Origin of the sequence: Nocardia niigatensis NBRC 100131, from assembly GCF_000308655.1 — a bacterium.
Classification (GTDB): domain Bacteria; phylum Actinomycetota; class Actinomycetes; order Mycobacteriales; family Mycobacteriaceae; genus Nocardia; species Nocardia niigatensis.
Genome location: NZ_BAGC01000113.1, coordinates 19819 through 44850 on the forward strand (window position 1 = coordinate 19819; position 25032 = coordinate 44850).

A 25032-nucleotide genomic window follows, 5' to 3' on the forward strand; every position below is an offset into this window, starting at 1 on the left:
GAACATGGCGCAGGGTCTCCAATGTGCGGGGCCGAAACCGTGGTCGGAAGGCCGCGTCAGCAGCGCGCACCCAATCCATCAGGGCCGCAAGCCGTTCCGGATGCAGCGGGCCGCCGGCGGGGTACCGATGGGCGTGAGCAGCGTGGCGATCCTCGCCTGGCACCCGCCGACCGTGGCTGACACGGCACGGGCCGGATCGCGGTAGCGGCCGGCCCGGCGGGGTGGTTCGATCGGGGCATGAAAGACGGTGCAGAGTCCGGGCGAGTGGTGTCGGCGGGTCGTGAGGTGGCTGCCGGGGCGAAGCGGATCTTCGAATTGATCGCCGATCCGGCCCAGCAGCCCCGCTGGGACGGCAACGACAATCTCGCGCGGGCGGAGACCGGGCAGCGGGTGGGGGCGGTCGGTGACGTCTTCGAGATGACGCTCACCCAGGGGGCGGTCCGCGAGAACCGGATCGTCGAATTCGAGGAGGGACGGCGGATCGCCTGGCTGCCTTCGGAGCCCGGGGCGCAGCCGCCCGGGCACCTGTGGCGGTGGGAGCTGGAACCGTTGGACGACAACCGGACCCGCGTGACGCACACCTACGACTGGACGAATCTCGCCGATGAGAAGCGCCTGGTCCGGGCGCGGGCCACCACCTCGGAGATGCTGCGCGGATCCGTGGATCGGCTGGCCGCACTGGCCGAGGAGGAGTGATCGGCCGGGCTCCTCAGCAGGCCGCTTCCTGAAGTTCGCGCACCGGGGCGCCGAATCCGAGCCGCAGCTTGCCGCGCCGTCCCTGCCGGTTGGCGACCTCCTCGGCGTACCGCTGCAATTCCGCGCCGGGCGCGAAGAACCGCGACCATGGCGATCGCGGCTGGAACGAGAAGTTGTACACCGGCGACGGAATGTCCATGGCTACAACGAGATGGGTGTTGGCCAGCCAGGTCCACCTACCTTCGGGTACTTGTCGACGAGGACGAAGTTCTCGATCCCGGTCCGCCGCAGTGCGACACCCGCGCCGATACCGCCCACACCCGCGCCGACGATCATCGCCGGGTAGCCGGGCAGGGGCTGGGAACCATTGGCAGCGCTCGTGACTGAGACGTCATGTCCCGGAGGGATCGGATTCGAGAGCGGCCCCGGGCTCCGCCGCCGCGCGCGCCCGCGCGATGACCTCCGGAAGCTGTTGCCGCCGTAGCTTGCCCGCGGTCGTGCGCGGCAGTTCGGGTACGAACACGATGTCGCGCGGCACCTTGTAGCCGGCCAGCGTCGCCTTGACGTGCCGTTGCAGGGTTCGCGCCCCCGCCCGCGCCCCGGCCCGCAGCACCACGGCCGCCGCCAGTCGCTGCCCGAAATCGTCGTCGGGCACCCCGACGGCTCCCGCGTCGGCCACCGCCGGATGCGCCAGTAGCGCCTCCTCGACCTCCTGCGGGAAGACGTTCTCGCCGCCGGAGACGATCATGTCGTCGGAGCGGCCGTCCACGAACAACCGGCCCTCGGCATCGACATGCCCGAGATCGCCGGAGTCCATGTGCTCTCCGACCATCTCCTTGGTCCGGCCGTCGCTGTAACCGGTGAACATGGTCGGATTCCGGTTGACGATGCGCCCGGTGACACCGGCGGGCAGCTGCCGGCCCTCGGCGTCGACGATGCGAATGTCCACGATCCCGGTCAGCGGCCGGCCCACGGTTCCGGGCGCGGCCCGCAGATCCGCGGGCGTGGCGAAGGTGCCCACGCCGGTCTCGGTGGAGGCGTAGGCGTTGAACAGCACGTCCCCGAAATCGTCCATGAAAGCGGTGGCCAGCCAGGGCGGCAGGGGAGCCGCGCCGCACATCACCATGCGCAGGCTCTCGATGTGATGGCCGCGGCGCACTGCCGCCGGAAGATCCATGACGCGCTTCAGCATGGTCGGCACCAGGCAGGCGATCTGCACACCGTGCCGCTCGATATCGGCGAGCAGGGTTTCGGCGTCGAACCGGTCGTGGACGAGGGCCGTCGACCCGAGCAGGAACGCCGCCGCGATCGCCAGGAACCCGTAGGTGTGATGCAGCGGCGGCGCGATCACCATGGGCCGGCCCAGGCGCGGAATCGGCTCGATCCGGGCCAGATCACCGAGTGCGAGCACCATACGCGGGCTCAGCCCACTCAGCCCGGAGGCAGCGCCGAGTATGCGGGGCGCGCCTTTGGGTACTCCGGTGGTGCCGCCGGTGAGCAGAATGAGCGAGCCACCGCCCGCGGCTTCGCGCACCGGCGGCCCGCCCGCGGCGACCAGTTCCGCGACGGTCGGCAGGCCGTCGGCGCTGCCCCGCACCACCACCCGGCGGCCCTGGTACCCGGAATTGTCGATCGCGGCGTGGAATTCGCCGTCGTAGAGCAGAAACTCCACGCGTTCCCGGTTGAGCACCTCACCGATCTGCGGCCCGGCGAACCCGTAGTTCAACGGCACCAGATCCGCCGAGAGTCGCGCCGCCGCATAGGTCGCGACCACGAATCCGCGGTGATTACGGCACAGCACCCCCACCCGCTGTCCGCGCCGCACGTTCCAGCGCTCCCGCAATGCCGCCGCAAGGCGCTGCACCTGCCGGTCCAGCTCGGCAGCGGTGACCGGGCCGTCGTCATCGATCAGGGCGGGCCGATCCGGGAACCGCGCGGCGAAGACCGACAGCGCCGTGGCCAGGCCGACCCCGCCACGCAGTGCCCTGGCCAGCTGGGGAATCCGGGTGGGCGGCACCAGGTTCAGCGCGCCACTGGCCGGAATCCACCCGGCCACTGTCACCGCGTCGTCGAGCAGATGGGCGGCCCGCTCGACCCGCCCGATCGGCCCCGCCCAGTCGACCGGCCGGTTGTTCCAGTTCCCGGCGATACCGCCTGGTCCCGCTCCGATTACGACCACCTCGTGGTCCGGAGCCGAAAGCTCAGGTGGGCGGATGTCTTTGGATGCACTGGTCACGATAGGACCTTCCGGGCGGACTCCGGCGCTACATCGCGCCAGACTCCAGGGTAGTTCTGTCTGGGACAGTGATCAAGTCCCTGGTGGCGACGGTGTTCCCGCCGTCCGCCCGGACCGGCTCAGCCCGCCGCGAACCCGGCGGCCCCCGCGCCCGCCCGGCGCAACCGCGCGGCCTCGAAATCGACCGGCTGCCCGGCATGCGCCCGATGGCGCTCCATGACCGCGCTCAATTCCGGTGACCAGCGCAGGATTTCGGCGCGCATCGGCCCGGTCGTCCCCAGCTGTGCCACCAGACCCAGCAGCGTCACCAGCCCGCGCTGGAAGGGCGTCAGATACGCGGGTATCCCGAGCTGCCGATACGCATTGCTCAGCTTCGGGCTCATGGTGTCGCGCGTGCGGCCGCGCAGCCACTCGGTATCGACCCGGGAGACCTCGTGCCGCAGCAGTTCGGTGAACGGCAGCAGCTTCTCCGCCAGCCCCGCGCTGTCCAGACCGCGCTGCCCGTCGGTGAACCCGTGTCGCCGCGTGACCACCTCCAATTCGGCCGGACCGCCATTGATCAGCGCGTCCGCCAGGTCGTGCACCAGCGCCGGGAACTGGGCCGGCGGCCACACGGGGCAGGCCCCGAAATCCACCACACCCAGGCGGCCGTCCGGCAGCACCCGGAAATTGCCCGGGTGTGGATCCCCGTACAGCAGCCCCGCACGCGGCGCCGACGACCAGAAGAACCGCACCGCCAGTATACCCACCCGGTCACGCTCGGCCTGCGCGCCCGCGGTGATCAAGTGGGACAGCGGAATTCCGTCCAGCCACTCGCTCACGATCACATCGCCGCGCTGCGCCACCACCCGCGGCACCCGGAAATCCGGATCGCCGGCGTACGCCTCCGCGAAGCGTCGTTGATTCTGCGCCTCGGCCGTGAAATCCAGTTCCATGCGCAGGCATTCGGCCAGCTCGTCCACCACCGCGCGCCCATCGGTGTGCGGCGCGAAAACCGGTGTCAGCCAAGCCAGTCCGCGCAGTCGCTGTAGATCGCTGTCGACCGCCGCCCGGGCGCCCGGGTACATGACCTTCACCGCCACCGCCCGGCCGTCGTGCCAGATCGCGCGATGCACCTGGCCGATGGTGGCCGAGGCGGCCCGGCGATCGTCGAACTCCCGGAAATTCTCGCGCCAATCCGGGCCGAAGGACTCCGCCAGCACGGTGTGCACGGTGCGCGGCAACATCGGCGGCGCGGCATCCTGCAGCCGGGCCAGCGCGATGCGATAGGGCTCGGCGAGCTCGGGCGGCAGTGCCAGCTCGTAGATGCCCAGCACCTGGCCCAGCTTGGCGGCGCAGCCCTTCAATTCGCCCAGCACCTCGGCCATGTGCTCGGCGGTGCGCAGCTGGATCTCGCGATCGATCTCGCCGGCCGGGCGGCCCAGCGCCCGCTTGCCGGCCCCGGCCGCCTGCCGTCCGGCGAAGGCCAGCGGCACCGTGGCCAGCTTGGCGGTGCGAATCGCCTTGCGGGTGGGCGGATTCCCGCCGACGTCCGCATCCCCCCGCCGCGCACCACTTCGCCGCACACTCATCGATCAACCAACCCCTACCGCGCGTTTGGATCGAATGCGCATCACGGAGTCTGCCACGAAGTGAAACTAAGCGGTACGAAATTCTGTACGCCTCGGTACGGCATCCTGAATAGTGGGATCGGCGAAGCGAATCCGCTGGTGACGGGTCAGGGCTGGCGGACCGTGACCACGGCCAGATCGGTGAGCCGGTGCGCCCGGGCCACCTCGGCGGGCGTGAACGGCTCCCCGGTGCGCAGGAAGGTCATGGCCTTCAGCTGTTCGGGCGGGCCGATCTCCAGCAGCGTGCCGCCAGGGGTACGACCCGGGTCCGGATCCGGAACATATTGCGCGCCCAGCAGTTCCGCGATCGCCAGCGGCAGTTCCGCGGGATCGGCCGCCACCCGCGCGGCCAGTTCCAGCGCCCGTGTCTGGCCGTCGACCAGGGTGAGCGCCGACGCGGGCCAGATGCCCACGGCCACCCCGCCCGCGCGGGCGATGGCCTGCGTCAGCCGCTGCGGGCCGATCTCGGCCGGTGTCGAGACCACCAGCTCGTCGAGCACCCCGTTCTCCAGATGATGCACGTGTACGGCGAGAATGTTGGCCCGCCGGTCGGCCAGCCGCTTGGCCAGCAGTTCCAGCCGACCGGGCTTGTCGTCCAAGCGAACCCGGATGCGCCAGAGCCGCTCGGCGCTGTCGAGACGGTGGCGGTGCCGCAGTTCCGGCGCGTGCAGCCAGCGGCCGAGATAGCGCATGGCGCCGGGTTCGACCACCCAGATGACGAGGATGGTGGCGACGACGGCCAGCACGGAAACCGTTGCCAGATAAGGCAGTTCGAGGTGGATGACCAGCGCGTGCAGCGCGAGCTCGACCGGGAGGACCGCGGCGAGCTTGGCCAGCGCCAGGCGGGTACGTGTCGGATGGGGCAGTCGACCGCAGACTTCGCAGGCCAGCGCATGGATCTCGGTTTGCCTCATGTTCACCACAGTGCTCGATACAGATTTCCTGCACGGTGGCGCGGTGTAAAGAAGGGGTGACGGAACCCGACAATCCCTTTGCGGCAGCGGGTCATTCGGTGAAACGGGCCACAGACGCCCCGGAGCTGTGCTCCGGCGCACATCGATAGCCTGCTATTTCGGCGGCAATGTCCTGGCGAACGCGACCCCGCGCCGCACCCACTCGTCGAGGGCGTCGTCATCGGCGACGGTCGCGGTGGTGACGCGCAGCCATCCGTTCATCTGCTTGCCGCCCATCTCCATCGGCTCGACCGACCCGGCGCGCAGCAGGTCCCCGGAGGTGTCCGGGTCGGTGCGCACCATCAGCCCGCCCTTGCCGCTGGCCGCGACGGCCATATTGCCGCCCACCAGAAACGCCAGGCCGCCGAACATCTTCTTCTCGACCACATCGACCAGTTCGGGCCCGAGCGCGTCCCGGATCCGGTCGGCCAGTTCCTCGTCGTATGCCATACCCGCATTGTGTCCCTCCGGACCGACAGTTCGGGGTGCGCACGCGCCGGTGGGGCACTCCGGAGAGACCATTCCGGCAGGTGTCGGCGGGTCTCCGGTGAGGTACACATGATTGGTGGAAGCCCCGCCGACAGTGGGTGTCGAAGAGGAATTTCTCCTCGTGGATCCGCGCAGTGGTACGCCGGTCGGCAGAAATGCCGACGTCGCCCGGAGCGCAGCGGATTCCGGCATGGACCTGCAATTGGAAATCATGCGGTGCCAGGTGGAGACCAGCACCCGCGTGCACACGAATACCGGTGATCTGCTTCGGGAACTGCGGGAATTGCGGCGCGGCGCCGCGGCCTGCGCGGAGAAGAACGACGCGCTGCTGCTCGCCGCGGCGGTCCCGCCGACCATTCCCGACGAATACTCCATCACCGCCATCCCGCGCTATCACCGGATCGCCGAGAGCTTCGGCCGGCTGGCGCACGAACAGGGCCTGTGCGGCTGCCACGTGCACGTGGCGGTCCCGGACCGGGCCGCCGCGCTGCAGGTGAGCAACTTCCTGCGCCCCTGGCTGCCCCTGCTGCTGGCGCTGACCGCCAACTCGGCGATCTACCGCGGCGCCGAGACCGGCTACCACAGCTGGCGCAATATCCTGTGGCGGCGCTGGCCCAGCGCCGGCCCACCGCCGCACTTCGGCTCGGTCGGGGAGTTCGAGACGGCCGTGGAGTCCATGCTGTCGCTGGGCGTCATCCTGGACCGCAAGATGATCTACTGGGATGTGCGGCCCTCCAGCACCTTTCCGACGGTGGAGGTGCGGGTCAGCGATGTGCCCGCCACCGTCGAGGAGTCGGCGCTGCTGGCCTGCCTGGTACGCGCCTCCGCGATGACCGCCCGCACAACCGATTCCGTGCCGCGGGTGGCGGAAGACACGCTGCGCGCGGCCTATTGGAAGGCGGCGCACGAGGGTATCGATGGCACCGCCATCGATCCTTTCGACGGGCGCACGCTACCGGTGGGGGACCTGCTGACCCGGCTCATCGACCAGATCCGGCCCGCCCTGGAAGAGCTGGACGACCTCGCCTTCGTGACGGACACCGTGGCCGCGCTCCTGGTGCGCGGCAACGGGGCACGCCGTCAGCTCAACGCTTTCCGAAACCGCGGCGAGCTCGCCGACGTGGTCGGTGAGCTGGCCGAGGCCACGCTCTATTCGTGCCGATGACCCCTGGGGTACAGCGGAATCCGGAACTGCCGGGATTACGGCATCGGCTTGTCGTCGAGATTCATGTCGTAGTTGACCTTGCTGCCCTCGACGTTCGTGGTCTTGGCCGTGACGCCCCAGCGGGTGCCGGTGGTCTCGGTGACGACGCAGCGGATGGTCGAGCCGGTCGCGCCGCGCAGCAGGCCGTTGCAGGTGGCGGACTGCGGGGCGGAGCCCACCTTCTCCTGGTAGGCATTGGAGACGCTGGCGGCCACGTCGTCGGGACTGACATACATGTCGCTGAAGTTCAGGTCGTAGTAGACGTCCTTGCCGTCCACCTTGGTGACCTTCGCGGCGATGGCCCAGGTCTGCCCGTCGGCCGCGGTCGCGGTGCAGGTCTGGGTGGCATCCACCTTGGCGGGCAGACTTCCGTCGCAGGTCACGGTTTTCGCGTCCTCATGCGACTTGTCCTTGTAGAAGCTGGTGGCCTTCGCCTGGACGTCACTCTTGCTCACCGAGTCCGAACTGGACGAGCATCCCACGGCGAGGAGGGGCACGAACGATAAGGCCAGAGCGGCTGTCAGTTTTCTCATGGACAATTCTGGGGGCGGCTTGACCAGGAAAATCTTGAAAATGAGATTGCAGAACCGGCGATTCCGGCGTGTCTGGGAATGCCACGCCGAAGTGGGGGATGGATTAGGGATCTTGACAGGTGATCGGTCCGGTAGGTCGCCGGACCGATCCTGTCACGAAGCCTCAGTTCGCGCGGGCGCGCCACTCCTCGAGCTGCGGGGACTCCGCACCGATGGTGGTGGACTCGCCGTGCCCGGTGTGCACCAGCGTCTCCGGCGGCAGCGTGAGCAGCCGATCGGCGATCGACTCGACAATGGTGCCGTAGTCCGAGTAGGACCGCCCGGTCGCGCCCGGACCGCCTTGAAACAGGGTGTCGCCGGTGAACACCGCGCCCAGATCGGGCGAGTAGAAGCAGACCGAGCCCGGCGCGTGCCCGGGGGTGTGCAGCACGTGCAACTCGGTCCCGCCGACCTCGATCACCTGCTTGTCCGCCAGCTCGCCGTCGGGGCTGGTCCCCGGGTGGGTGAGCTGCCACAGCACCAGGTCGTCCGGATGCATGAGCACGGGAGCGCCGGTGGCCCTGGACAATTCGGGTGCGACGCGGATGTGGTCGTCGTGCGCGTGAGTGAGCAGGATGGCCTTCACCTTGCGGGTGCCGATGGCATCCAGGATGACCTCTACACTGTGGGGCGCGTCGATGACGACGCACTCCAGGTCGTCGCCCACCACCCAGACGTTGTTGTCGACGTCGAAGGTCTCGCCGTCCAGACTGAAGGTGCCGATGGTGACGGCGTGGTCGATGTGTGCCATCAGAACACCACCACCGAGCGCAGCACGTCACCGTGGTGCATCTTGGTGAAGGCCGCCTCCACCTCGTCCAGCGCGATGGTCTCGGAGACGAACCCGTCCAAATCCAGCCGGCCCTGCTTGTAGAGCTCGACCAGGTAGGGGAAGTCCCGCGCGGGCAGGCAGTCGCCATACCACGAGGACTTCAACGAGCCACCGCGCGAGAAGAAGTCGATGAGTGGCATCTCGAGGGTCATGTCCGGCGTCGGCACGCCGACCAGCACCACGGTGCCGGCCAGATCGCGCGCGTAGAACGCCTGCTTCCAGGTCTCCGGACGGCCCACCGCATCGATCACCACATCGGCGCCGAAGCCGTCGGTGAGTTCCTGAACCCGTTGCACCGCATCCTCTTTGGCGGCGTTGACGGTGTGGGTGGCCCCGAATCCGGTGGCCCACTCCAGCTTCCGCTCGTCGATGTCGACGGCGATGACGGTGGTCGCGCCGGCCAGCTTCGCGCCCGCGATGGCCGCGTTGCCGACACCGCCGCAGCCGATGACGGCGACCGAGTCACCGCGGCTCACATTGCCGGTGTTGATGGCCGCGCCCAGCCCGGCCATGACACCGCAGCCCAGCAGCCCCGCCGCGGCGGGGGAGACGCTCGGATCGACCTTGGTGCACTGCCCGGCGTGCACCAGGGTCTTCTCGGCGAACGCGCCGATGCCCAGGGCCGGGGTCAGCGGAGTTCCGTCGGTGAGCGTCATGGGCTGGGCCGCATTGAAGGTCGAGAAGCAGTACCAGGGCTTCCCCTTGCGGCAGGCGCGACACGAGCCGCACACCGCCCGCCAATTCAGGATGACGAAATCACCGGGCTCCACATCGGTGACGCCGTCGCCCACCGATTCCACGACGCCGGCGGCCTCGTGCCCGAGTAGGAAGGGGAATTCATCGTTGATTCCGCCCTCGCGGTAATGCAGATCGGTGTGGCACACCCCACAGGCCTGCACCCGCACCACGGCCTCTCCTGGACCCGGGTCCGGGATCACGATGTCGGTGACTTCCACCGGGGCGTTCTTCGAGCGTGCGACGACGCCCCGCACAGTTTGGGACAACGAAATTCCTTCCTGGCTAACCGCAATGCCTTCGACTATGGCACCCGACCCCGCCCACGTCATCTATTACCCCGGGTGACGGAAAATGAATCTCCTTGTGGCCGATCACAACCTGTGGCCGTTCACAACAGCGATTTCCCGGCCGCTTCGGCGATCGTAGCGGCGACCAGGGTCAGTGCCGGTGAATCGAGCCGCCATTGCTGCCAGTAGAGCGGGACGTCCACGAATACCTTCTCGTCCAGTGAGACCAGCCCGTCCTCGGGCCTGATCATGAGATCGGGGATCATGCCCCAGCTCATGCCGGCGCGCACCGCGTCATTGAATCCGGCCGAGGACGGGATGTAATGCCGGGGCGGATCCACCGGTTTGCGGGAGTAGTGCCGCATGAGCCGGAACTGCAGATCGTCCTTGCGGTCGAACAGCACCACGGGTGCGTGTGCGAACGACTTCGCATTCGCGCCGTCCGGGAACCAGGCGCGGGCGAACTCCGGATGGGCCATGGGCCGGTAGCGCATGGCCCCCAATCGCCGCACCGTGCAGCCCTGGACGGGTGCGGCGGTCGAGGTGATGGCGGCCATGACGGTGCCGTCGCGCAGTAGCCGCGTGGTGTGTTCCTCGTCCTCGCGATGGATGTCGAACGACACCCCGGCGGCGGCGCGGCCGAGCGCGGGGATGACCCAGGTCTGCAGCGAATCGGCATTGACGGCAATGGGAATGACCACCCGCCCGGCGTCCGGCTGGTGCACATCGCCGAGTTCGCGGGCGGTGTCGCCGGTGAGCAGCTGGATCTGGCGGGCCAGCCGCAGCACGGTCAGCCCCGATTCGGTGGGCTGCACCGGTTTGGTGCGCTGTACCAGGATGCGGCCCGCGGCGTCCTCCAGCGCCTTGATGCGCTGGCTGATTGCCGAAGGTGTCACGCTGAGCCTGCGGGCGGCGGCGTCGAAGGTGCCCTCGCTGATGACGGCGTCGAGTGCGCGCAGTTGGTCGAGCTGCAGGTCCATAGTAAGAAATCGTAATGGTGCCTCAGAATCTTTAGCTGGCTTGGTGCTGGACGGGTGTCTTACTTTCGATCCTGTGAACGCATCATCGGCGGCCCTGGCGGCCATCTCAGGACTCGGATTCGGGCTGTCCCTCATCGTGGCGATCGGCGCGCAGAACGCCTTCGTGCTGCGTCAGGGGATCCGGCGCGAGCACGTCCTGCCGGTGGTCGCGGTGTGCGTCGGCTCCGATGTGATCCTCATGACCCTGGGCGTCACGGGCTTCGGGGCGATCGTGAATTCGACGCCGATGGTCATGACCGTCGCCAAGTACGCGGGCGCGGCCTTCCTGCTGGGGTATGCCGCCCTGGCCGCCAAGCGCGCGTTCTCCGCCTCCGGCCTGTCCGCGGGCGGGGGCGCGCCCATCGCGCTGGGCGCGGCCGTGGCCACCTGCCTGGCCGTCACCTGGCTCAACCCGCACGCGTATCTGGACACGGTCGTGCTGCTGGGCTCCTTCGCCAATACCTATGCCACCCCGGACCGCTGGTTCCTCACCGCGGGAGCCATCGCGGGCAGCCTGATCTGGTTCGTCTCGCTCGGTTTCGGCGCTCGGTTGCTGGCCCCGGTCTTCGCGAAGCCGCAGGCGTGGCGGGTGCTGGATTCGGTGATCGCCCTCGTCATGACCGGTCTCGCTGCCGGTTTGCTGGTGAGCTGACCCGGACCGTCGGCGGTGACAGCGGTCACATCGGCGACCTGTCACGCGCCGGCGCGGGCCGGTGTCTCATGGGTATGCAGCAAGAACAGAACAAGGCGACCTTCAAACTCCTGCACGACGTGGTGGGAACCGGTGATACGGAACTGATCTCGAAGACCATTCACGAGATCACGCAGCCGGACGCCATTCTCAATGTTCCGTTCCCGGTCGATCAGCCGGGCGCGGCGGGGCTCGAACAGATCATGCGCGCCTTCGTCGCCGGCTATCCCGACATCGAGCTCGAGGTCGTGGACATGATCGCCGAGGGCGACAAGGTGGTCGGCCGGACCGTTGTCACCGGCACCAATGACGGCGCGTTCCTGGGCCGCCCCGCGACCGGGAAAGCCGTGCGGTACAACGAGATCTTCATCATGCGCTTCACCGACGGCCGGATCGCCGAGGTGTGGGGCGTGGCCGACACCCTCACCCAGCTGATTCAGCTGGGTGTCGTCACCCTGTAGGAAATCGGGCTCAGGACACGGCTTTCCACGCGCCGATGTAGTTGCCGTTGTTGTTTCCGTTGGTGGGCAGGCAGTAGACGGCCCGGCCACTGGCGGACTTGGCCACCACGTCCTTTCTGAGGTTGCAGATCTGGCCGGGCTCGTGCGTTCCGCCGGCCAGCGGGCCCGGGCTGTCCCAGGCGTAGGTCGGTGTGGTCGATCCGGCGCGGCGCGAGCACAGCAGCTGGGTGCCGTTCGGGGCGTAGCTGAAGGTCCCGGCTTCGGTCGCGTTGCACGGGAAGCCGAGCGAGGGCGTGCTGACCGGCAGCCAGCGGAGCGTGCCGTCTCCGGCCGCGTTGCAGGTCAGGACCGATCCGTCGGCGGTGACCGCGGTCTGCCCGGCCTGGGTGCAGCTCCCGCTGACCGCGGCCGTGGTGGTGGTGGTCGTCGTCGTGGTCGTCGTCGTGGTCGTGGTGGTGGTTTCGGGCGCCGTGGTCACCTCGGCCGCCTGCGCCGTTGTCGTGGCCGGCGCGGAGGTGGTGGTCGTGAGCACGATGCGCGTCGGCGGGGGGCCCTTCGCGGCGTTCGGGGCCGCGTCCCAGCTGCCGTGGCCGGACAGCAGCAGGCCGCCGATGGCCAGCAGGGCCACGACGATCGTGGCCGTGAGGCCGATGATCACGTAGCGGCTGGTCTGCGAACCGGGCGGCCGGCCGCCTCCGGGCCCGGCCTGCTGCCCGTCGTGGTCGTCGCGTACCGCGTCGAACACGACGGTGTCCTGCGTCCACAGCTCGTCCTGCGGATGATAGCCCGGTGGTATCGAATTGCCGTTCATCCCAATAGCTCTCGTTCGGGTCCCGCTGTCATTACCGGGCACCCCGGAGGATAAACGGCGATCCTGCCGCGCGGTAGCCGGATTTATCGGCGAATGTCGGAGAGCCGGACGGGCTTGCCCAGATGCCGGGAAAGCTCGCAGGCCTCGGCGATGTAGAAGGCCTCCAGGGCGTCGGCGGGCGGACACGGATTGGCCAGCCGGCCCGTGATCACGCCCAGGAAAGTGGCCAGTTCCTGGGTGTACGCGCCGTGGAAGCGGTCCATGAAGCCGGGGTAGGCGGGCAGGGCCGCGGGCGGCTGGCCGGGTTCCACCGAGTGCAGCGGGGCGCGCTCGTCGAGCCCGACGATGGCATTACCCTTGGAGCCCAGCACTTCCAGGCGCACGTCGTAGCCCGCGCCGTTGTAGCGGCTGAGCGACACATTGGCCAGGGAGCCGTCGTCGAGGCGCAGCACCACGGCGGCGGTGTCGACATCGCCCGCTTCGGCGAAGAAGTGTTCCCCGCGATTGGATCCGGTGGCGTAGACCTCCACCACCTCGCGGCCGCTGACCCAGCGGATGATGTCGAAGTCGTGGACGCCGCAGTCGCGGAACAGCCCGCCCGAGCGCGGAATGTAGTCGGCGGGCGGCGGCGCCGGGTCGAGGGTGGTGGCGCGCAGCGTGTGGATCCAGCCCAGGTCGCCGGCCGCGATGGCGGCGCGGGCGGCCCGGTAGCCGGCGTCGAAGCGGCGCTGGAAGCCGATCTGGACCGGGACGTCCGAGCGCTCCACACGCTCGACCACCTGCAGGGTGCCGAGAATGTCGGGGGCGATGGGCTTTTCGCAGAAGACCGGGATGCCGCGGTCGACGGCAGCGGTGATGAGAGCCGGGTGCGAGTCGGTGGCGGTGGTGATCACCAGGCCGTCGATGCCGGCGGCGAACAGTGCCTCGAGGTCGGGCGCGAATTCCACCTCGAGCTTGTCGGCGGTGGCGCGGGCGCGGTCGGTGTCGACGTCGGTGACGATGACGGCGCCCACACCCGGTAGGGCCCTGAGGGTTTCGGCGTGGGAGGTACCGATGCGGCCGGTGCCGGCGAGGCCCACTGTGATCGGGGACATGGCGATGGCTCCTGTCAGTCGCGGGGTAGGGCGGTGGTCGAGCGGACGACCAGGGACGGCTCCAGGCGGCTGCGCACCGGTTCGGTGCGGTCGGCGCGCAGCCGTTCGGTGAGGGCTTCCACGGCCAGCCGGCCGATGCTGTTGCGCGGCTGATCGATGGTGGTGAGTGCGACGTGCCGCAGCGCCGCGAGCGAGGTGTTGTCGTAGCCGACCACCGAGACGTCCTCGGGCACCCGCAGTCCCGCCTGCTCGAGCGCGGCCATCGCGCCCACGGCGTTGAAATCGTTGCCGCACACCAGTGCGGTGGGAAAAGTGCTGGGGGAGAAGATGTTCAGCAGGGTGCGGACCGCGGCGGCGCCCGCCTCGTCGGTGTGCTCGCTGGGGATCACCACGGGTTCGAGGTGGTGGCGGGTCATGGCGGCGGTGTAGCCCTTGCGGCGCGGCGGGGCCGCGAAGGCCGCGCCGCCGTCGAGGTGCACGATGCGCCGATGGCCCAGGGCGACAAGGTGATCCACGGCCAGGGCCGCCCCGAGCTCGCCGTCGTCGTTGACGGTGTCGACGGCCGGGCTGGTGGAGGTGCGCGAGACCAGCACGACCGGGCAGCGGGCGGCCGCGTCACGAATGGCGGAGGCGGGCAGTACCGGGGAGAGCAGGATGACCCCGCCCGGGCGGAATCCGAGCAGGCTCTCCAGTGCCCCGCGTTCCCGGGTGGCGCTGCGCCGGCCGGTATTGAGGACGAGTTCGAGCCCGGCTCGCTGCGCCGCCTCGTCCATGCCCTCGACCACGTCGGCGAAGAAGGGATTGCGCAGGTCGGACACCATGACGCCGACGATGTTGGAGGTGCGGCTGGCCAGTGACCGGGCCATGGCGTGCGGTTGGTAGCCGAGTTCGGCGGCGGCGGTGAGCACCGCGCGGCGGCGGTGTTCGCTGACCTTGGGGGAGTTCCGCATGACCAGCGAGACCAGCGCCCGGGAGACGCCGGCCCGGGCGGCGACGTCCTCCATGGTCGGTCTGGTCATGGTCGCCTCCCGTCGGAATCGATGTGTGTCGCACGCTACAGCGTTGCCGTGGACCGAGGCAATGGAGCGCTCTAATCGGATATTCTGGTCAGCGGTTCACGGCTCCATTTCGCCTGGAAGGCAGTGTTTTCCGTGGCTGCATGCTACTTTCCAGCGCATGTCGGACCCTTGACATGATAGTGAGCCAGGTTACATTGTTGGAGCGCTCCAACGAGCCTCCACGATGGCCAACGACGGGTCTGGGAAGTGCCGATGACCGAACCGCTCCATCCATTGCGTATCGCCGCCGCGCCGATCTCCTGGGGAGTCTGCGAAGTTCCCGGCTGGGGGCATGTCCTCGAACCGGACACCGTCCTGGCCGAGATGGCGAGCCTCGGCCTCACCGCCACCGAGTTCGGCCCACCCGGGTACCTGCCCGAGGACCCGGTCGAGCTACGAAAGACCCTGAGCGCCTACGGTATCGAGCCGATCGGCGGTTTCCTCGCGCTGGCGCTGCACCACGAACCCGACCGGGCCCTGGTCGCCGCCCGCACCGCCGCCGTGCGGTTCGCGGCGGCGGACGCCGAGATCCTGGTGCTGGCCGCCGCCACCGGGCAGCACGGATACGACACCCGGACGCCCCTCGGCGACGACGAATGGAAGACCCTCGTGCACACCGCCGCCGCGATTCGCGAGATCGCCGCCGAGCACGGTCTGCGCGCGGTCCTGCACCCGCACGTGGGCACCCACGTGGAGACGGCCGCCGAGGTCGAGCGTTTCCTCGCCGACTCCGAGCTGGATCTGTGCCTGGACACCGGGCATCTGCTCATCGGCGGCACCGACCCGGTCGAGCTGGCGCGCCGTCACGCGGATCGGCTCGGGCACATCCACCTCAAGGATGTCCGCGCGCGCCTGGCCGCCGAAGTGCGCAGCGGCAGTGCCGAATACAGCGAGGCCGTCCGGCGAGGGCTCTACGTTCCGCTGGGTACCGGGGATGTCGATATCGCGGCCCTGGTCCGCGAAGCGCACGCCGGGGGATACCGGGGCTGGTACGTGATCGAGCAGGACACCGCCTTGCGTCCCGGCGCGACGGCGGAGGTCCCGACGGCCGCTGCCCGGCAAAGTCTGCGGCACCTGGCCGAGATCGGCGCCGGCGTCGCCTCGGCCCGGATGCAGTGAGGAGGTGACGACGACGATGTCCGCAATCTCCCGATCGCGCCGAGTCCTTCTCGGCCGCCGCCCGCGCCGGCTGCGCCTGTTGCCCTGGTTCGCGGCGGCGGCGGTGCTCGCGGCCTGCAGCGGCCCCGGCGCCGATGTCACCGGACCCGCCCAGGCCCCGGCCGCGGTGGGCACCCTGAAGTCGGTGGCCGTGGTGACCCACGGTTCACCCGGCGACGCCTTCTGGAACGTGGTCAAGAACGGCGCGGAAGCCGCCGGGAGGGATCTCGGGGTCCGGGTCGAGTACAACTCCTCGGGCGATCCGACCCAGCAGGCCAAGCTCATCGACAATGCGGTGGCCCAGGGCGTGGACGGGCTGGTGGTGTCCATGGCCAATCCGGACGCGCTGAAGCCGTCGGTCGAGAAGGCCGTGGCCGCCGGGATTCCGGTGGTGACCATCAATTCCGGCGAGGCCGAGAGTGGCCGGTTCGGGGCCATCGGCCATGTCGGCCAGAGTGAGCGCATGGCCGGTGAGTCCGCGGGCAAGCGGCTGGCCGACGCCGGAAAACACAAGATGCTGTGCGTGATTCACGAGGCCGGGAATGTGGGCGCGAACGAACGCTGCGGCGGCGCCACCCAGGGCTTCGGGGCCGCGACCACGCTGCAGGTGGACATCAACAACCCGACCGATGTGCAGTCGCGCATCAAGGGCGCGCTGGAGGCCGATCGCGCCATCGACGCGGTGCTGACGCTGAACTCGCAGATCGCCGCCCGCGCGGTGGACGCGGTGCGCGAGTCCGCCTCGAAGGCGACGGTCGCCACCTTCGACCTGAATTCCGATGTGGTGAGCGCGATCCGGGCCGGGACCCTGTCGTTCGCGGTGGATCAGCAGCAATACGAGCAGGGCTATCTCCCGGTGGTGATGCTGAAGCTCTACAAGTCGAACCTGAACACCGTGGGCGGCGGCCATCCGGCGCAGACCGGTCCGGCGTTCGTGGACAAGGGCAATGTCGATGCCGTCGCCGCACTGGTCGGCCAGGGCACACGGTGAACGGGCCGGGAGACGTGGAAATGACTACTACGACAACGACATCCGAGGTCCCCGTGGCCGCGCCGCCGGACCGGTCGGCCATTCCGAACCGGCTGGTGACCCGACCCGGGGCGGGCGCGCTGCTGGGCGCGGTGGTGGTCTTCGTGTTCTTCAGCCTGGTCACCGCGAAATTCCTGCAGCCACTGGGCATCTCGACCTGGCTGGACGACGCCTCCACGCTCGGCATCATGGCGGTGGCGGTGGCCCTGCTCATGATCGGCGGCGAGTTCGATCTGTCCACCGGCGTGATGACCGCCTCCACGGCGCTCATCACCGCGCTGCTGGCGGTGCACGCGGGCTGGAATGTGTGGTTCGCGCTGGTGGTTTCGCTGGCGTTCGCGCTCGCGGTGGGTGCGCTCAACGGCTGGGTGGTGATGCGCACCGGGCTGCCCAGTTTCATCGTCACCCTGGGCACGTTCCTGGCGTTGCAGGGCCTCAACCTCGGGGTGACGCGCTGGGCCACCGGCACCGTGCAGGTGTCCGGGGTGCGCGGCGCGGACGGATATCAGTCCGCCGGTTGGGTTTTCGCCGCCACCACCAAGATCGGCAATGCCGGTATCCAGGCGTCGGTGGTGTGGTGGATCGTGGTCACCGCCGTCGCGGCGCTGGTGCTGGCGCGGACGCGGTTCGGCAACTGGATCTTCGCGGTCGGCGGCTCGCTGCCCACCGCCCGCGCGGTGGGCGTGCCGGCCACCCGCACCAAGATCCTGCTGTTCATGACCACCGCGTTCGCCGGGTGGATCGTGGGCGCGTGCAATCTGATGCGGTTCGCCGGCGTGCAGGCCAATCAGGGTGTGGGACTGGAGTTCCAGTACATCATCGCCGCGGTGATCGGCGGTTGCCTGCTGACCGGCGGGTTCGGTTCGGTGGTCGGCGCGGCCATCGGGGCGCTCATCTTCGGCATGGCGCGGCAGGGCATCGTGCTGGCGGGCTGGAACAGCGACTGGTTCATGCTGTTCCTCGGCGTGCTGCTGTTCTCGGCCGTGCTGGTCAACAACGCATTCAAGAAGCGGGCGGAAAGGGTACGCCGATGACCGCGACGGACAACGACAGCGCGGTGCCGCTCATCGAAACGATCGGCATCGGAAAGAGTTACGGCGGCGTGGTGGCGCTGCGCGACGTGTCGACGGCGGTGAGAGCCGGTGAGGTCACCTGCGTGCTGGGCGACAATGGCGCGGGCAAGTCGACCCTGATCAAGATCCTGGCCGGCGTGCACCAGCACGACAGCGGAGAGCTGCGTATCGAGGGCGAGCCGACACGGTTGTCCTCACCGCGTGCGACGCTGGACCTCGGTATCGCCACGGTGTACCAGGATCTGGCAGTGGTGCCGCTGATGAGCGTGTGGCGCAACTTCGTGCTCGGTTCCGAGCCCGTCAAACGCTTCGGCCCACTCGAACTGCTGGACCGCAGGCAAGCGCAGGACATCGCCCGGAAAGGGCTGGCGGACATGGGGATCGACATTCCCGATCTGGAACAGCCGGTGGGCACGCTCTCCGGCGGTCAGCGCCAGTGCGTGGCGATCGCCCGTGCCGTGCACTACGGGGCCAAGGTGCTGATCCTCGACGAACCGACCGCGGCGCTGGGCGTGAAACAGGCCGGCGTGGTGCTGCGGTATGTCGTACAGGCCCGGGATCGCGGGCTGGGCGTTGTGCTGATCACCCACAATCCGCATCACGCCTACCCGGTCGGTGACCGCTTCCTGCTGCTCGAGCGCGGGTCGGTGCTCGGCAGCTACGAGAAGTCCGAGATCGACCTCACCGAGCTGACCCGGCAGATGGCGGGCGGCGCGGAACTCGAGGCACTGCAACACGAATTGGAGCGGGTGGAGTCGTGACCGAGCTGGAGGTGCTGACGATCGGCCGGGTCGGCGTCGACCTCTATCCGCAGCAGAGCGGGGTGCCGCTCGCCGAGGTGTCGACCTTCGCGAAATTCCTCGGCGGCACGGCCACCAATGTGGCGGTGGCGGCGGCGCGGCTGGGCCGTCGCACCGCGGTGCTGACGAAGGTAGGGCCGGACGGGTTCGGGGATTTCGTGCGGAATGCCCTGGCCGGTTTCGGGGTATCGCCCCGGTATGTGGGGACGGCGCCGGGATTGCAGACGCCGGTGGTGTTCTGCGAACTGAATCCGCCCGCCGACCCGCCGCTGCTGTTCTACCGCGCGCCGATCGCACCGGACCTCACGCTCACGGAGGGCGAGATCCCTTGGGAAGTCGTCGATTCCGTGCCGCTGCTGTGGGTGACCGGGACCGGGGTGAGCGCCGAGCCCGGCCGCACCACCCAGCGGGCGATCCTGGCCCGCCGGGCCCGGCGCGGGCACACCGTGCTGGATCTGGACTACCGGCCCATGTTCTGGCCCGACGCGGCGACCGCGCGCGCCGAGATCGGCTGGATGGTCGATCACGTGAATGTGGTGGTGGGCAATCGAACCGAGGTGGAGGTGGCGGTCGGCACCGCCGATCCCGACCTCGCCGCGGATCGGCTGCTGGCCCGCGGGGTCCGGCTGGCCGTGGTCAAACGCGGTGCGGAGGGGGTGCTCATCGCCACCGCCGCCGAGCGCTGGACGGTGCCGCCGTGCCGGGTGGAGGTGCGGTGCGGGCTGGGCGCGGGCGACGGATTCGGCGGCGCGCTCATTCACGGGCTGTTGTCCGGGTGGTCGCCGCATCGCCTGGCCGCCTACGCCAATGCCGCCGGCGCGCTGGTGGCGTCCCGGCTGGCCTGCGCCGACGCCATGCCGACCGATGCCGAGATCGAGGAGATGCTATGCACCTGACCGATGCGCGCTGGGACGAACTGCTCCAAACCCGCGCCACGGATCCCGAGGCCGTCCGGCGCGCGTACGCCGACCGGCGTCGCCGCCCGAATCTGCTGTCGGACCGGGGAACCCTGTTCCTGGTGGCGGCCGATCACCCGGCCCGCGGCGCGCTCGGCGTCGGCGCGGATCGCACCGCCATGGCCGATCGGCGCACCCTGCTGGAACGGCTGCTCATCGCGCTGGACAACCCGGCCGTCGACGGCGTGCTCGGCTCGCCCGACATCGTGGAGGAACTGCTCCTGCTGGATGCGGTGCACGAGAAGATCGTCATCGGCTCCATGAACCGCGGCGGCCTGGCCGGCGCCGACTGGGAGATAGACGACCGTTTCACCGGGTACGACGCCGAATCCCTGGTGAAGTTCCGCCTCGACGGCGGGAAAATGCTACTGCGCCTGGTCGATTCGGATCCAGGCACCATACCGACCTTGGAAGCTTGCGCCCGCGCGGTCTCCGAACTGGCCGAGCACGGGCTGATGGCCATGGTCGAACCGCTGCCCTACGCCCGCGACGCCTCCGGCACGCTCACCATGCACAAGGACGCCGCCGCGCTGCAACGCGCCATCACGGTCGCCTCGGGACTGGGTGTCACCTCCGCCTACACCTGGCTGAAAATCCCTGCCCCCGAGGATGTCTCGGTTCTCGACGCCACCACCCTGCCGGTCGTCGTCCTCGGCGGCGCGCCCTCCGGTGATCCGGAATCCGATCTGGCCTCCTGGGGTTCGGCCCTGCGCCACGATGTCGCGCGCGGCCTGGTGGTGGGCCGCAGCCTGCTCTACCCGCCCGACGGGAATGTGGCCGGCGCGGTGCACGCGGCCGCCCAGGTGCTGGAGGCGGCGCGATGAAGCATCTGCATCGCCCGGCAGGTGTGCTGGCCGACTCGACCGATCCCGTACTGCTGACCCCCGAGGACGCGGGCTGGACCTATACCGGGTTGCGGGTGCTGCGGCTGTCGGCGGGGGAGCGGCGGGTGGTGCGCACGGGTGAATTCGAGGCGTTCGTGCTGCCGCTGGCCGGGTCCTGCGCCGTGCGGGTCGATGGGCTGGTGTTCGAACTTGCCGGGCGGGCTTCGGTTTTCAGCCGGGTCACCGACTTCGCCTATGTGCCACGCGATGCGGAAGTGGAGCTGTCGACGGTGGCGGGCATCGAGGTCGCGCTGCCGATGGCGCGGTGCGGAAACCGCCTGACGCCGAAATATGGTCCGGCCGAGCAGGTTCCGGTTGAGGTGCGCGGGGCGGGACGAGCGACGCGGCAGGTCACCAACTTCGGGACGCCGGGAGCCTGGCAGCACGCCGACAAGCTGAACGCGTGCGAACTCCTCACCCCCGACGGGAACTGGTCCTCGTATCCGCCGCACAAGCACGACGAGGCCTCCGAATGTGAGGTCGTCAACGAGGAGATCTACTACTTCCGCATCGCCGGACGCGACGGAATCACCCCGGGCCCCGAGGGTTTCGGCATGCACCGCACCTACACCCTCGACGGATCCCTGGACGAGAACGTGGCGGTCCGGGACGGGGATGTGTTCCTGGTGCCGCACGGCTATCACGGTCCGTGCATCGCCGCGCCCGGGTATCCCATGTACTACCTGAACGTGCTGGCCGGACCCGCGCCCGAGCGTTCCATGGCCTTCTGCGACGACCCCGCGCACGCCTGGGTGCGGGCGGGATGGGCGAGCGAGGCGGCGGATCCGCGGTGCCCGGTCACCTCCCACGAAGGACGGCTCGCATGATGCTCACCACCGCGCAGGCCCTGGTGACCTGGCTGGTCGCGCAGCGCTCGGAAACCCTCGAGGGCGGCGAAGTCCCGCTGTTCCCCGCGGCTTTCGGCATCTTCGGGCACGGCAATGTGCTGGGCCTCGGCACCGCGCTCGCCGAGCATCGGGACGCGCTGCCGCTGTGGCGCGGGCACACCGAGGAGGGCATGGCGCTGGCGGCCGTCGGGCTGGCCAAGGCCACGCAGCGGCGGCAGGTCGGCATCGCCACCTCCTCGATCGGGCCGGGCGCGCTGAACATGGTGACCGCCGCCGGTGTGGCACACGCGAATCGGCTGCCCGTGCTCCTGCTGCCCGGCGACACGTTCGTCAGCCGCGCGCCCGATCCGGTACTGCAGCAGGTCGAGCACTTCGGCGACCCGACCGTCACGGTCAACGACGCATTCCGGGCGGTGAGCCGCTATTTCGACCGGATCACCCGGCCCGAGCAGCTGCTGGCGACGCTGCCGCAGGTGGCGCGGATCCTCACCGACCCGGCCGAGGCCGGGCCCGTGGTGCTGGCTCTGCCGCAGGACGTCCAGGCCGAGACCTGCGACTTTCCCGATGCGCTGTTCGAACCGGTCGTGCATCGTGTACCGCGCCCGCGGCCGGATCGGCGCGGTGTCACCGAGGCCGCCCGCGTCCTGCGCGCCGCGCAACGTCCCCTGCTCGTCCTCGGTGGTGGCGTCCGGTTTTCCGGGGCGGGCGGGCAGGCGCTGGAATTCGCTGAGCACCACGGGATTCCGGTGACAGAGACCACCGCGGGGCGCACGCTGGTCCCGCACGAGCATCCGTTGTACGCGGGACCGCTGGGCATCACCGGCGCGGCGTCGGCCAATACCCTCGCCGCGGCCGCGGATGTGGTGCTGGCGGTCGGCACCCGCCTGCAGGACTTCACCACCGCGTCCTGGACGGTCTTCGCGCCGGAAGTCCGTCTGGTCCATATCAATACCGCCCGCTTCGACGCTGTGAAGCACGGCGCGCTTGCGGTGGTCGGCGACGCCGATGCGGCGTTGCGAGACCTGGAACCCGAACTGGCCCAGTGGCTTGCCGACCCGGATTGGACGGCCCGGGCGGCCGCGGTCCGCGCGGACTGGGACGCGCACATCGACAAACTCCGCGCGCCGACGCCGGGGACACCCAGCTACGCGCAGATCGTCGGCGCCGTGAACGAGCTCAGCGATGCCGCCGACTACGTCATGACAGCATCCGGCGGGCTGCCCGGTGAGCTGGTGGGCGGCTGGCGCGCGGCCGGGGGCGTGCCGACCATGGACGTCGAATACGGCTTCTCCTGCATGGGATACGAGCTGGCCGGCGCCTGGGGCGCGGCGCTGGCCCGGGCGCAGTCCGGCGGCGCCGCATCGGAGGGCCTGGTCACCACGCTGCTCGGGGACGGCTCCTACCTGATGCTCAACTCCGAGCTCTACTCCGCCGCCTTCGCCGGGCACCCGCTGGTCGCGGTGGTGTGCGACAACGACGGATACGCGGTCATCGCGCGACTGCAGGAGGGACAAGGGGCCGAGCCTTTCAACAACTTCTACGCCGATTGCCGCACCACCCACGCCACTCCGCCCCGGGTCGACTTCGCCGCCCACGCGCGGGCGCTGGGTTGTGCGGTGTTCACCGCGAGCGAACTCGGCGACTTCCGTGCGGCGTACGCGAGCGCCCGCGATGCCGCCCGGAGCGAGCGGCGGCCCGCCGTCGTGGTGGTCCGCACCCGGCCGTCGACCTGGACCGAGGCCGGGGCCTGGTGGGAAGTCGGTGTGCCGCCGCATCTCTCGGGCCGCGCCGAATTCGACCGGGTGAAACCGGGTCAGCTGCGCTACACGCATCCCGCGTAATCCGGCGCCCCCGGTGGCGGGTCAGGGTAAATCGGGGCATACCGCCGGAGGGGTGACCCGCGCGCCGAATCTATGGCAGACTCGGCGCGAATACGCGTCGGCCGATGGGCGACCGGCGGTGTCGATCGAACCGCACGCGGTGTGCACGGGGTACGGGAGTTTGAAGGTCGCAATGGATCTCAGCGCCATCGAGCGGCAGGTGGCCGCGGATCGCGGGGCCGCGCGCGACCGCACGCCCGAAACCGAACTGGCCCTGGCCACCTCGCTGTGTGAGCTGGCCCGCGCGCTCATGGCCACCAAGAACGACCCGGAACAGCGGGATCGGTCGGCCTCGGCCCTGGAGCCCGCGCAGGAGGCGGTGCTCATCCGGCTGCGCTGGCTCACCGCCGGCCACGTCACCGCGCCCTTCGCCGCCGAGGTGACCGAGGCGCTGCGGCTGTTCGAGCAGGCCGCCCGCACCATCGGGCACCGGGAGCTGGCCACCTCCACCATTCGCAATGCCTGCCAGGCGTATCGGCATGTGGCGCAGAACTATCCGCTGGCGGCGGGCGCGTCGGCGGACGCGCTGTCCAAGTGCAGCGTGTGGCTGTGCCGGCTGGACCCCAAGGCCGCGGTCGCCGCGGGGGAGGACGCGGTGCGCATCCGCGCCGGGCTCTTCGCCGCCGACCCGGATCAGGCCAACCGCTACCTCGCCTCGCTGAACACGCTGCTGCGCACCCTCATGGTTGGCCGCCAGCGCAAGCAGGCGCTGGCCATGTACCGCGAGTGCTACGCGGGCGTCACCAGCTCGGCCATGACGCAGCGGCTGCGCGAGATCCGGGTCGAGGACATCGGATTCACCAGCAAGACCGTCACGGCCCTGCGCAAACTCGAATGCGCCACCCTCGAACGCGCGGGTTACCTGACCCAGCAGCAGATTCTCTATCAGACGGCCGGTGACCTCGCGACCATCGAGGAGATCAACTGGCAGCTGGCGCTGGTCGGCCTCAAACCGCTCGCCGCGGGCGCGCTGCCGGACCAGCCCTCCAAGCCGGTGGAAATCAGCACCTCCTTCGGCGCGCTGAGCGTGCGCTGCTCCTCGCGCAATGCGGTGACGCTGATCCGCGCGGCCATTCTCGCCGCGTACACCGCCGACGGCGCGCAGCCCGTGCCCAGTTCGGCCTATCTCGGGGTCGACGAAAAGCACTGGAGCACACCTGAACCCGAACCCAACCGCGCCGAGCGCCTCGGCGAGGACGTGATCCTGATCGAGAAGGCGTCCGAGCACTGGGTCTCGGTGAAGAGCCTCAACTGGGAGGTGGCCCCCGTCGGCCGGCATCCGCTGGCGCTGCGACTGTCCCGGGAATGGCCGGTGGTCAGCGTGACCACGACCGAGCAGATGTCCTACGAACTGTGCTGGTACGAGGGCGGCGCGGCCACCCAGTACGCCGCTCTCGGGCTCCCGGCCGCCCAGACGCCGCTCGAAAAGCCGCTGGCCCCCTTGGATTTCAAGGCGCTGTCCGACTACGGCGCGGACTACGCCTCCGAAACCCAGGTCCGTTCGGCCTTCGGCAACACCACCATGTTCACCAAGCTCACCTGCCTGCCCGGCAGCGGCATCCGTCAGGCCGCCGAGGCCGGACCGCTCGCGTCGTACGGCTCGAACATCCTGTATTTCCGCAGCGTCGACGAATAGGCGTCGCGCTCCTCGC

The 25032-nt window shown here is 69.6% G+C and carries 25 protein-coding genes; 13 read left to right on the forward strand and 12 right to left on the reverse strand.

Annotation, left to right across the window (positions count from 1 at the left end; translation table 11 throughout):
* The first annotated feature begins 237 nt into the window (after nucleotides 1–237).
* A complete protein-coding gene (locus tag ON33_RS35550) occupies nucleotides 238–696 on the forward strand; it encodes an SRPBCC family protein (protein ID WP_040863567.1) in 459 nt (152 codons plus the stop codon).
* 13 nt (nucleotides 697–709) lie between these two features.
* Here ON33_RS35550 and ON33_RS35555 read toward each other — a convergent pair whose 3' ends face one another.
* The 5 genes from ON33_RS35555 to ON33_RS35575 all read right to left on the reverse strand — a co-directional run bounded on the left by ON33_RS35555 (nucleotide 710) and on the right by ON33_RS35575 (nucleotide 5945).
* Complete coding sequence (locus tag ON33_RS35555) at nucleotides 710–895, reverse strand: hypothetical protein (protein ID WP_040863568.1); 186 nt, start codon at nucleotides 893–895, stop codon at nucleotides 710–712.
* 192 nt (nucleotides 896–1087) lie between these two features.
* A complete protein-coding gene (locus ON33_RS35560) occupies nucleotides 1088–2932 on the reverse strand; it encodes an AMP-binding protein (protein ID WP_218001562.1) in 1845 nt (614 codons plus the stop codon).
* Between the two features lie 119 nt (nucleotides 2933–3051).
* Nucleotides 3052–4503: an ABC1 kinase family protein gene (locus tag ON33_RS35565; protein ID WP_245551131.1), complete on the reverse strand. Its 1452-nt coding sequence runs from the start codon at nucleotides 4501–4503 to the stop codon at nucleotides 3052–3054.
* 146 nt (nucleotides 4504–4649) lie between these two features.
* Entirely contained in the window at nucleotides 4650–5456 is an 807-nt protein-coding gene (locus tag ON33_RS35570; RefSeq protein ID WP_085996895.1) for an amino acid-binding protein, read from the reverse strand.
* Between the two features lie 153 nt (nucleotides 5457–5609).
* Entirely contained in the window at nucleotides 5610–5945 is a 336-nt protein-coding gene (locus ON33_RS35575; protein WP_040863569.1) for a TfoX/Sxy family protein, read from the reverse strand.
* Between the two features lie 115 nt (nucleotides 5946–6060).
* Between ON33_RS35575 and ON33_RS35580 the strand changes: the two genes are divergently transcribed.
* Entirely contained in the window at nucleotides 6061–7149 is a 1089-nt protein-coding gene (locus ON33_RS35580) for a glutamate--cysteine ligase (protein WP_040863570.1), read from the forward strand.
* Between the two features lie 35 nt (nucleotides 7150–7184).
* Here ON33_RS35580 and ON33_RS35585 read toward each other — a convergent pair whose 3' ends face one another.
* The 4 genes from ON33_RS35585 to ON33_RS35600 form a co-directional block, all read right to left on the reverse strand.
* Nucleotides 7185–7721, reverse strand: coding sequence for a DUF4333 domain-containing protein (locus ON33_RS35585; protein WP_083869555.1), 537 nt, complete (start codon nucleotides 7719–7721; stop codon nucleotides 7185–7187).
* A 163-nt stretch (nucleotides 7722–7884) separates the two neighbouring features.
* Nucleotides 7885–8511, reverse strand: a complete 627-nt coding sequence (locus ON33_RS35590) for an MBL fold metallo-hydrolase (RefSeq protein ID WP_373281087.1) — start codon at nucleotides 8509–8511, stop codon at nucleotides 7885–7887.
* On the reverse strand, nucleotides 8511–9596 hold the full coding sequence (locus ON33_RS35595) for an S-(hydroxymethyl)mycothiol dehydrogenase (RefSeq protein WP_040863573.1): 1086 nt from the start codon (nucleotides 9594–9596) through the stop codon (nucleotides 8511–8513). Before ON33_RS35595 ends, ON33_RS35590 begins: the two co-directional genes overlap by 1 nt.
* 122 nt (nucleotides 9597–9718) lie before the next feature.
* Nucleotides 9719–10597, reverse strand: a complete 879-nt coding sequence (locus tag ON33_RS35600; protein ID WP_040863574.1) for a LysR family transcriptional regulator ArgP — start codon at nucleotides 10595–10597, stop codon at nucleotides 9719–9721.
* Nucleotides 10598–10670: 73 nt separating this feature from the next.
* On the opposite strand from ON33_RS35600, the gene ON33_RS35605 reads away from it, so the two are divergent.
* Both ON33_RS35605 and ON33_RS35610 read left to right on the forward strand, forming a co-directional pair.
* Nucleotides 10671–11288, forward strand: a complete 618-nt coding sequence (locus tag ON33_RS35605) for a LysE/ArgO family amino acid transporter (RefSeq protein WP_245551132.1) — start codon at nucleotides 10671–10673, stop codon at nucleotides 11286–11288.
* Nucleotides 11289–11362: 74 nt separating this feature from the next.
* On the forward strand, nucleotides 11363–11788 hold the full coding sequence (locus tag ON33_RS35610; protein ID WP_245551133.1) for an ester cyclase: 426 nt from the start codon (nucleotides 11363–11365) through the stop codon (nucleotides 11786–11788).
* 10 nt (nucleotides 11789–11798) lie between these two features.
* On the opposite strand, the gene ON33_RS42645 is transcribed toward ON33_RS35610, so the two are convergent.
* The 3 genes from ON33_RS42645 to ON33_RS35625 all read right to left on the reverse strand — a co-directional run bounded on the left by ON33_RS42645 (nucleotide 11799) and on the right by ON33_RS35625 (nucleotide 14712).
* Nucleotides 11799–12599: a hypothetical protein gene (locus ON33_RS42645; protein ID WP_051153377.1), complete on the reverse strand. Its 801-nt coding sequence runs from the start codon at nucleotides 12597–12599 to the stop codon at nucleotides 11799–11801.
* 83 nt (nucleotides 12600–12682) lie between these two features.
* Nucleotides 12683–13693 carry a Gfo/Idh/MocA family protein gene (locus ON33_RS35620; protein WP_040863576.1) on the reverse strand — a complete coding sequence of 337 codons (1011 nt, stop codon included), beginning with the start codon at nucleotides 13691–13693 and terminating at the stop codon, nucleotides 12683–12685.
* Nucleotides 13694–13707: 14 nt separating this feature from the next.
* Complete coding sequence (locus ON33_RS35625; RefSeq protein WP_040863577.1) at nucleotides 13708–14712, reverse strand: LacI family DNA-binding transcriptional regulator; 1005 nt, start codon at nucleotides 14710–14712, stop codon at nucleotides 13708–13710.
* 252 nt (nucleotides 14713–14964) lie between these two features.
* On the opposite strand from ON33_RS35625, the gene ON33_RS35630 reads away from it, so the two are divergent.
* From ON33_RS35630 to ON33_RS35670, 9 genes are all read left to right on the forward strand, one after another.
* Entirely contained in the window at nucleotides 14965–15870 is a 906-nt protein-coding gene (locus ON33_RS35630) for a TIM barrel protein (protein ID WP_040863578.1), read from the forward strand.
* Nucleotides 15871–15886: 16 nt separating this feature from the next.
* The gene (locus ON33_RS35635) at nucleotides 15887–16900 is read left to right on the forward strand and encodes a sugar ABC transporter substrate-binding protein (RefSeq protein WP_051153378.1); all 1014 of its coding nucleotides are present in this window, start codon (nucleotides 15887–15889) and stop codon (nucleotides 16898–16900) included.
* 20 nt (nucleotides 16901–16920) lie between these two features.
* Nucleotides 16921–17973 carry an ABC transporter permease gene (locus tag ON33_RS35640; RefSeq protein WP_040863702.1) on the forward strand — a complete coding sequence of 351 codons (1053 nt, stop codon included), beginning with the start codon at nucleotides 16921–16923 and terminating at the stop codon, nucleotides 17971–17973.
* Nucleotides 17970–18773: an ATP-binding cassette domain-containing protein gene (locus ON33_RS35645; RefSeq protein WP_174391599.1), complete on the forward strand. Its 804-nt coding sequence runs from the start codon at nucleotides 17970–17972 to the stop codon at nucleotides 18771–18773. Before ON33_RS35640 ends, ON33_RS35645 begins: the two co-directional genes overlap by 4 nt.
* The gene (gene iolC / locus ON33_RS35650) at nucleotides 18770–19708 is read left to right on the forward strand and encodes a 5-dehydro-2-deoxygluconokinase (RefSeq protein WP_040863579.1); all 939 of its coding nucleotides are present in this window, start codon (nucleotides 18770–18772) and stop codon (nucleotides 19706–19708) included. The genes ON33_RS35645 and iolC overlap by 4 nt, the downstream gene beginning before the upstream one ends.
* Nucleotides 19699–20592: a Cgl0159 family (beta/alpha)8-fold protein gene (locus tag ON33_RS35655; RefSeq protein WP_040863580.1), complete on the forward strand. Its 894-nt coding sequence runs from the start codon at nucleotides 19699–19701 to the stop codon at nucleotides 20590–20592. Before iolC ends, ON33_RS35655 begins: the two co-directional genes overlap by 10 nt.
* Nucleotides 20589–21479 carry a 5-deoxy-glucuronate isomerase gene (iolB, locus tag ON33_RS35660; RefSeq protein WP_040863581.1) on the forward strand — a complete coding sequence of 297 codons (891 nt, stop codon included), beginning with the start codon at nucleotides 20589–20591 and terminating at the stop codon, nucleotides 21477–21479. The genes ON33_RS35655 and iolB overlap by 4 nt, the downstream gene beginning before the upstream one ends.
* The gene (gene iolD / locus ON33_RS35665) at nucleotides 21476–23341 is read left to right on the forward strand and encodes a 3D-(3,5/4)-trihydroxycyclohexane-1,2-dione acylhydrolase (decyclizing) (protein WP_174391600.1); all 1866 of its coding nucleotides are present in this window, start codon (nucleotides 21476–21478) and stop codon (nucleotides 23339–23341) included. The genes iolB and iolD overlap by 4 nt, the downstream gene beginning before the upstream one ends.
* A gap of 172 nt (nucleotides 23342–23513) precedes the next feature.
* A complete protein-coding gene (locus ON33_RS35670) occupies nucleotides 23514–25016 on the forward strand; it encodes a hypothetical protein (RefSeq protein ID WP_040863705.1) in 1503 nt (500 codons plus the stop codon).
* The last annotated feature ends 16 nt before the right edge of the window (nucleotides 25017–25032 follow it).

Coding starts and splice junctions, on each gene's coding strand:
- ON33_RS35635 (WP_051153378.1), top strand. CDS start 15,887: ATGTCCGCAATCTCCCGATCGCGCCGAGTCCTTCTCGGCCGCCGCCCG.
- ON33_RS35620 (WP_040863576.1), bottom strand. CDS start 13,693: ATGTCCCCGATCACAGTGGGCCTCGCCGGCACCGGCCGCATCGGTACC.
- ON33_RS35555 (WP_040863568.1), bottom strand. CDS start 895: ATGGACATTCCGTCGCCGGTGTACAACTTCTCGTTCCAGCCGCGATCG.
- iolD (WP_174391600.1), top strand. CDS start 21,476: ATGATGCTCACCACCGCGCAGGCCCTGGTGACCTGGCTGGTCGCGCAG.
- ON33_RS35600 (WP_040863574.1), bottom strand. CDS start 10,597: ATGGACCTGCAGCTCGACCAACTGCGCGCACTCGACGCCGTCATCAGC.
- ON33_RS35670 (WP_040863705.1), top strand. CDS start 23,514: ATGGATCTCAGCGCCATCGAGCGGCAGGTGGCCGCGGATCGCGGGGCC.
- ON33_RS35630 (WP_040863578.1), top strand. CDS start 14,965: ATGACCGAACCGCTCCATCCATTGCGTATCGCCGCCGCGCCGATCTCC.
- ON33_RS35625 (WP_040863577.1), bottom strand. CDS start 14,712: ATGACCAGACCGACCATGGAGGACGTCGCCGCCCGGGCCGGCGTCTCC.
- ON33_RS42645 (WP_051153377.1), bottom strand. CDS start 12,599: ATGAACGGCAATTCGATACCACCGGGCTATCATCCGCAGGACGAGCTG.
- ON33_RS35575 (WP_040863569.1), bottom strand. CDS start 5,945: ATGGCATACGACGAGGAACTGGCCGACCGGATCCGGGACGCGCTCGGG.
- ON33_RS35550 (WP_040863567.1), top strand. CDS start 238: ATGAAAGACGGTGCAGAGTCCGGGCGAGTGGTGTCGGCGGGTCGTGAG.
- ON33_RS35585 (WP_083869555.1), bottom strand. CDS start 7,721: ATGAGAAAACTGACAGCCGCTCTGGCCTTATCGTTCGTGCCCCTCCTC.
- ON33_RS35610 (WP_245551133.1), top strand. CDS start 11,363: ATGCAGCAAGAACAGAACAAGGCGACCTTCAAACTCCTGCACGACGTG.
- ON33_RS35640 (WP_040863702.1), top strand. CDS start 16,921: ATGACTACTACGACAACGACATCCGAGGTCCCCGTGGCCGCGCCGCCG.
- iolB (WP_040863581.1), top strand. CDS start 20,589: ATGAAGCATCTGCATCGCCCGGCAGGTGTGCTGGCCGACTCGACCGAT.
- ON33_RS35655 (WP_040863580.1), top strand. CDS start 19,699: ATGCACCTGACCGATGCGCGCTGGGACGAACTGCTCCAAACCCGCGCC.
- ON33_RS35645 (WP_174391599.1), top strand. CDS start 17,970: ATGACCGCGACGGACAACGACAGCGCGGTGCCGCTCATCGAAACGATC.
- ON33_RS35565 (WP_245551131.1), bottom strand. CDS start 4,503: ATGAGTGTGCGGCGAAGTGGTGCGCGGCGGGGGGATGCGGACGTCGGC.
- ON33_RS35570 (WP_085996895.1), bottom strand. CDS start 5,456: ATGAGGCAAACCGAGATCCATGCGCTGGCCTGCGAAGTCTGCGGTCGA.
- ON33_RS35590 (WP_373281087.1), bottom strand. CDS start 8,511: ATGGCACACATCGACCACGCCGTCACCATCGGCACCTTCAGTCTGGAC.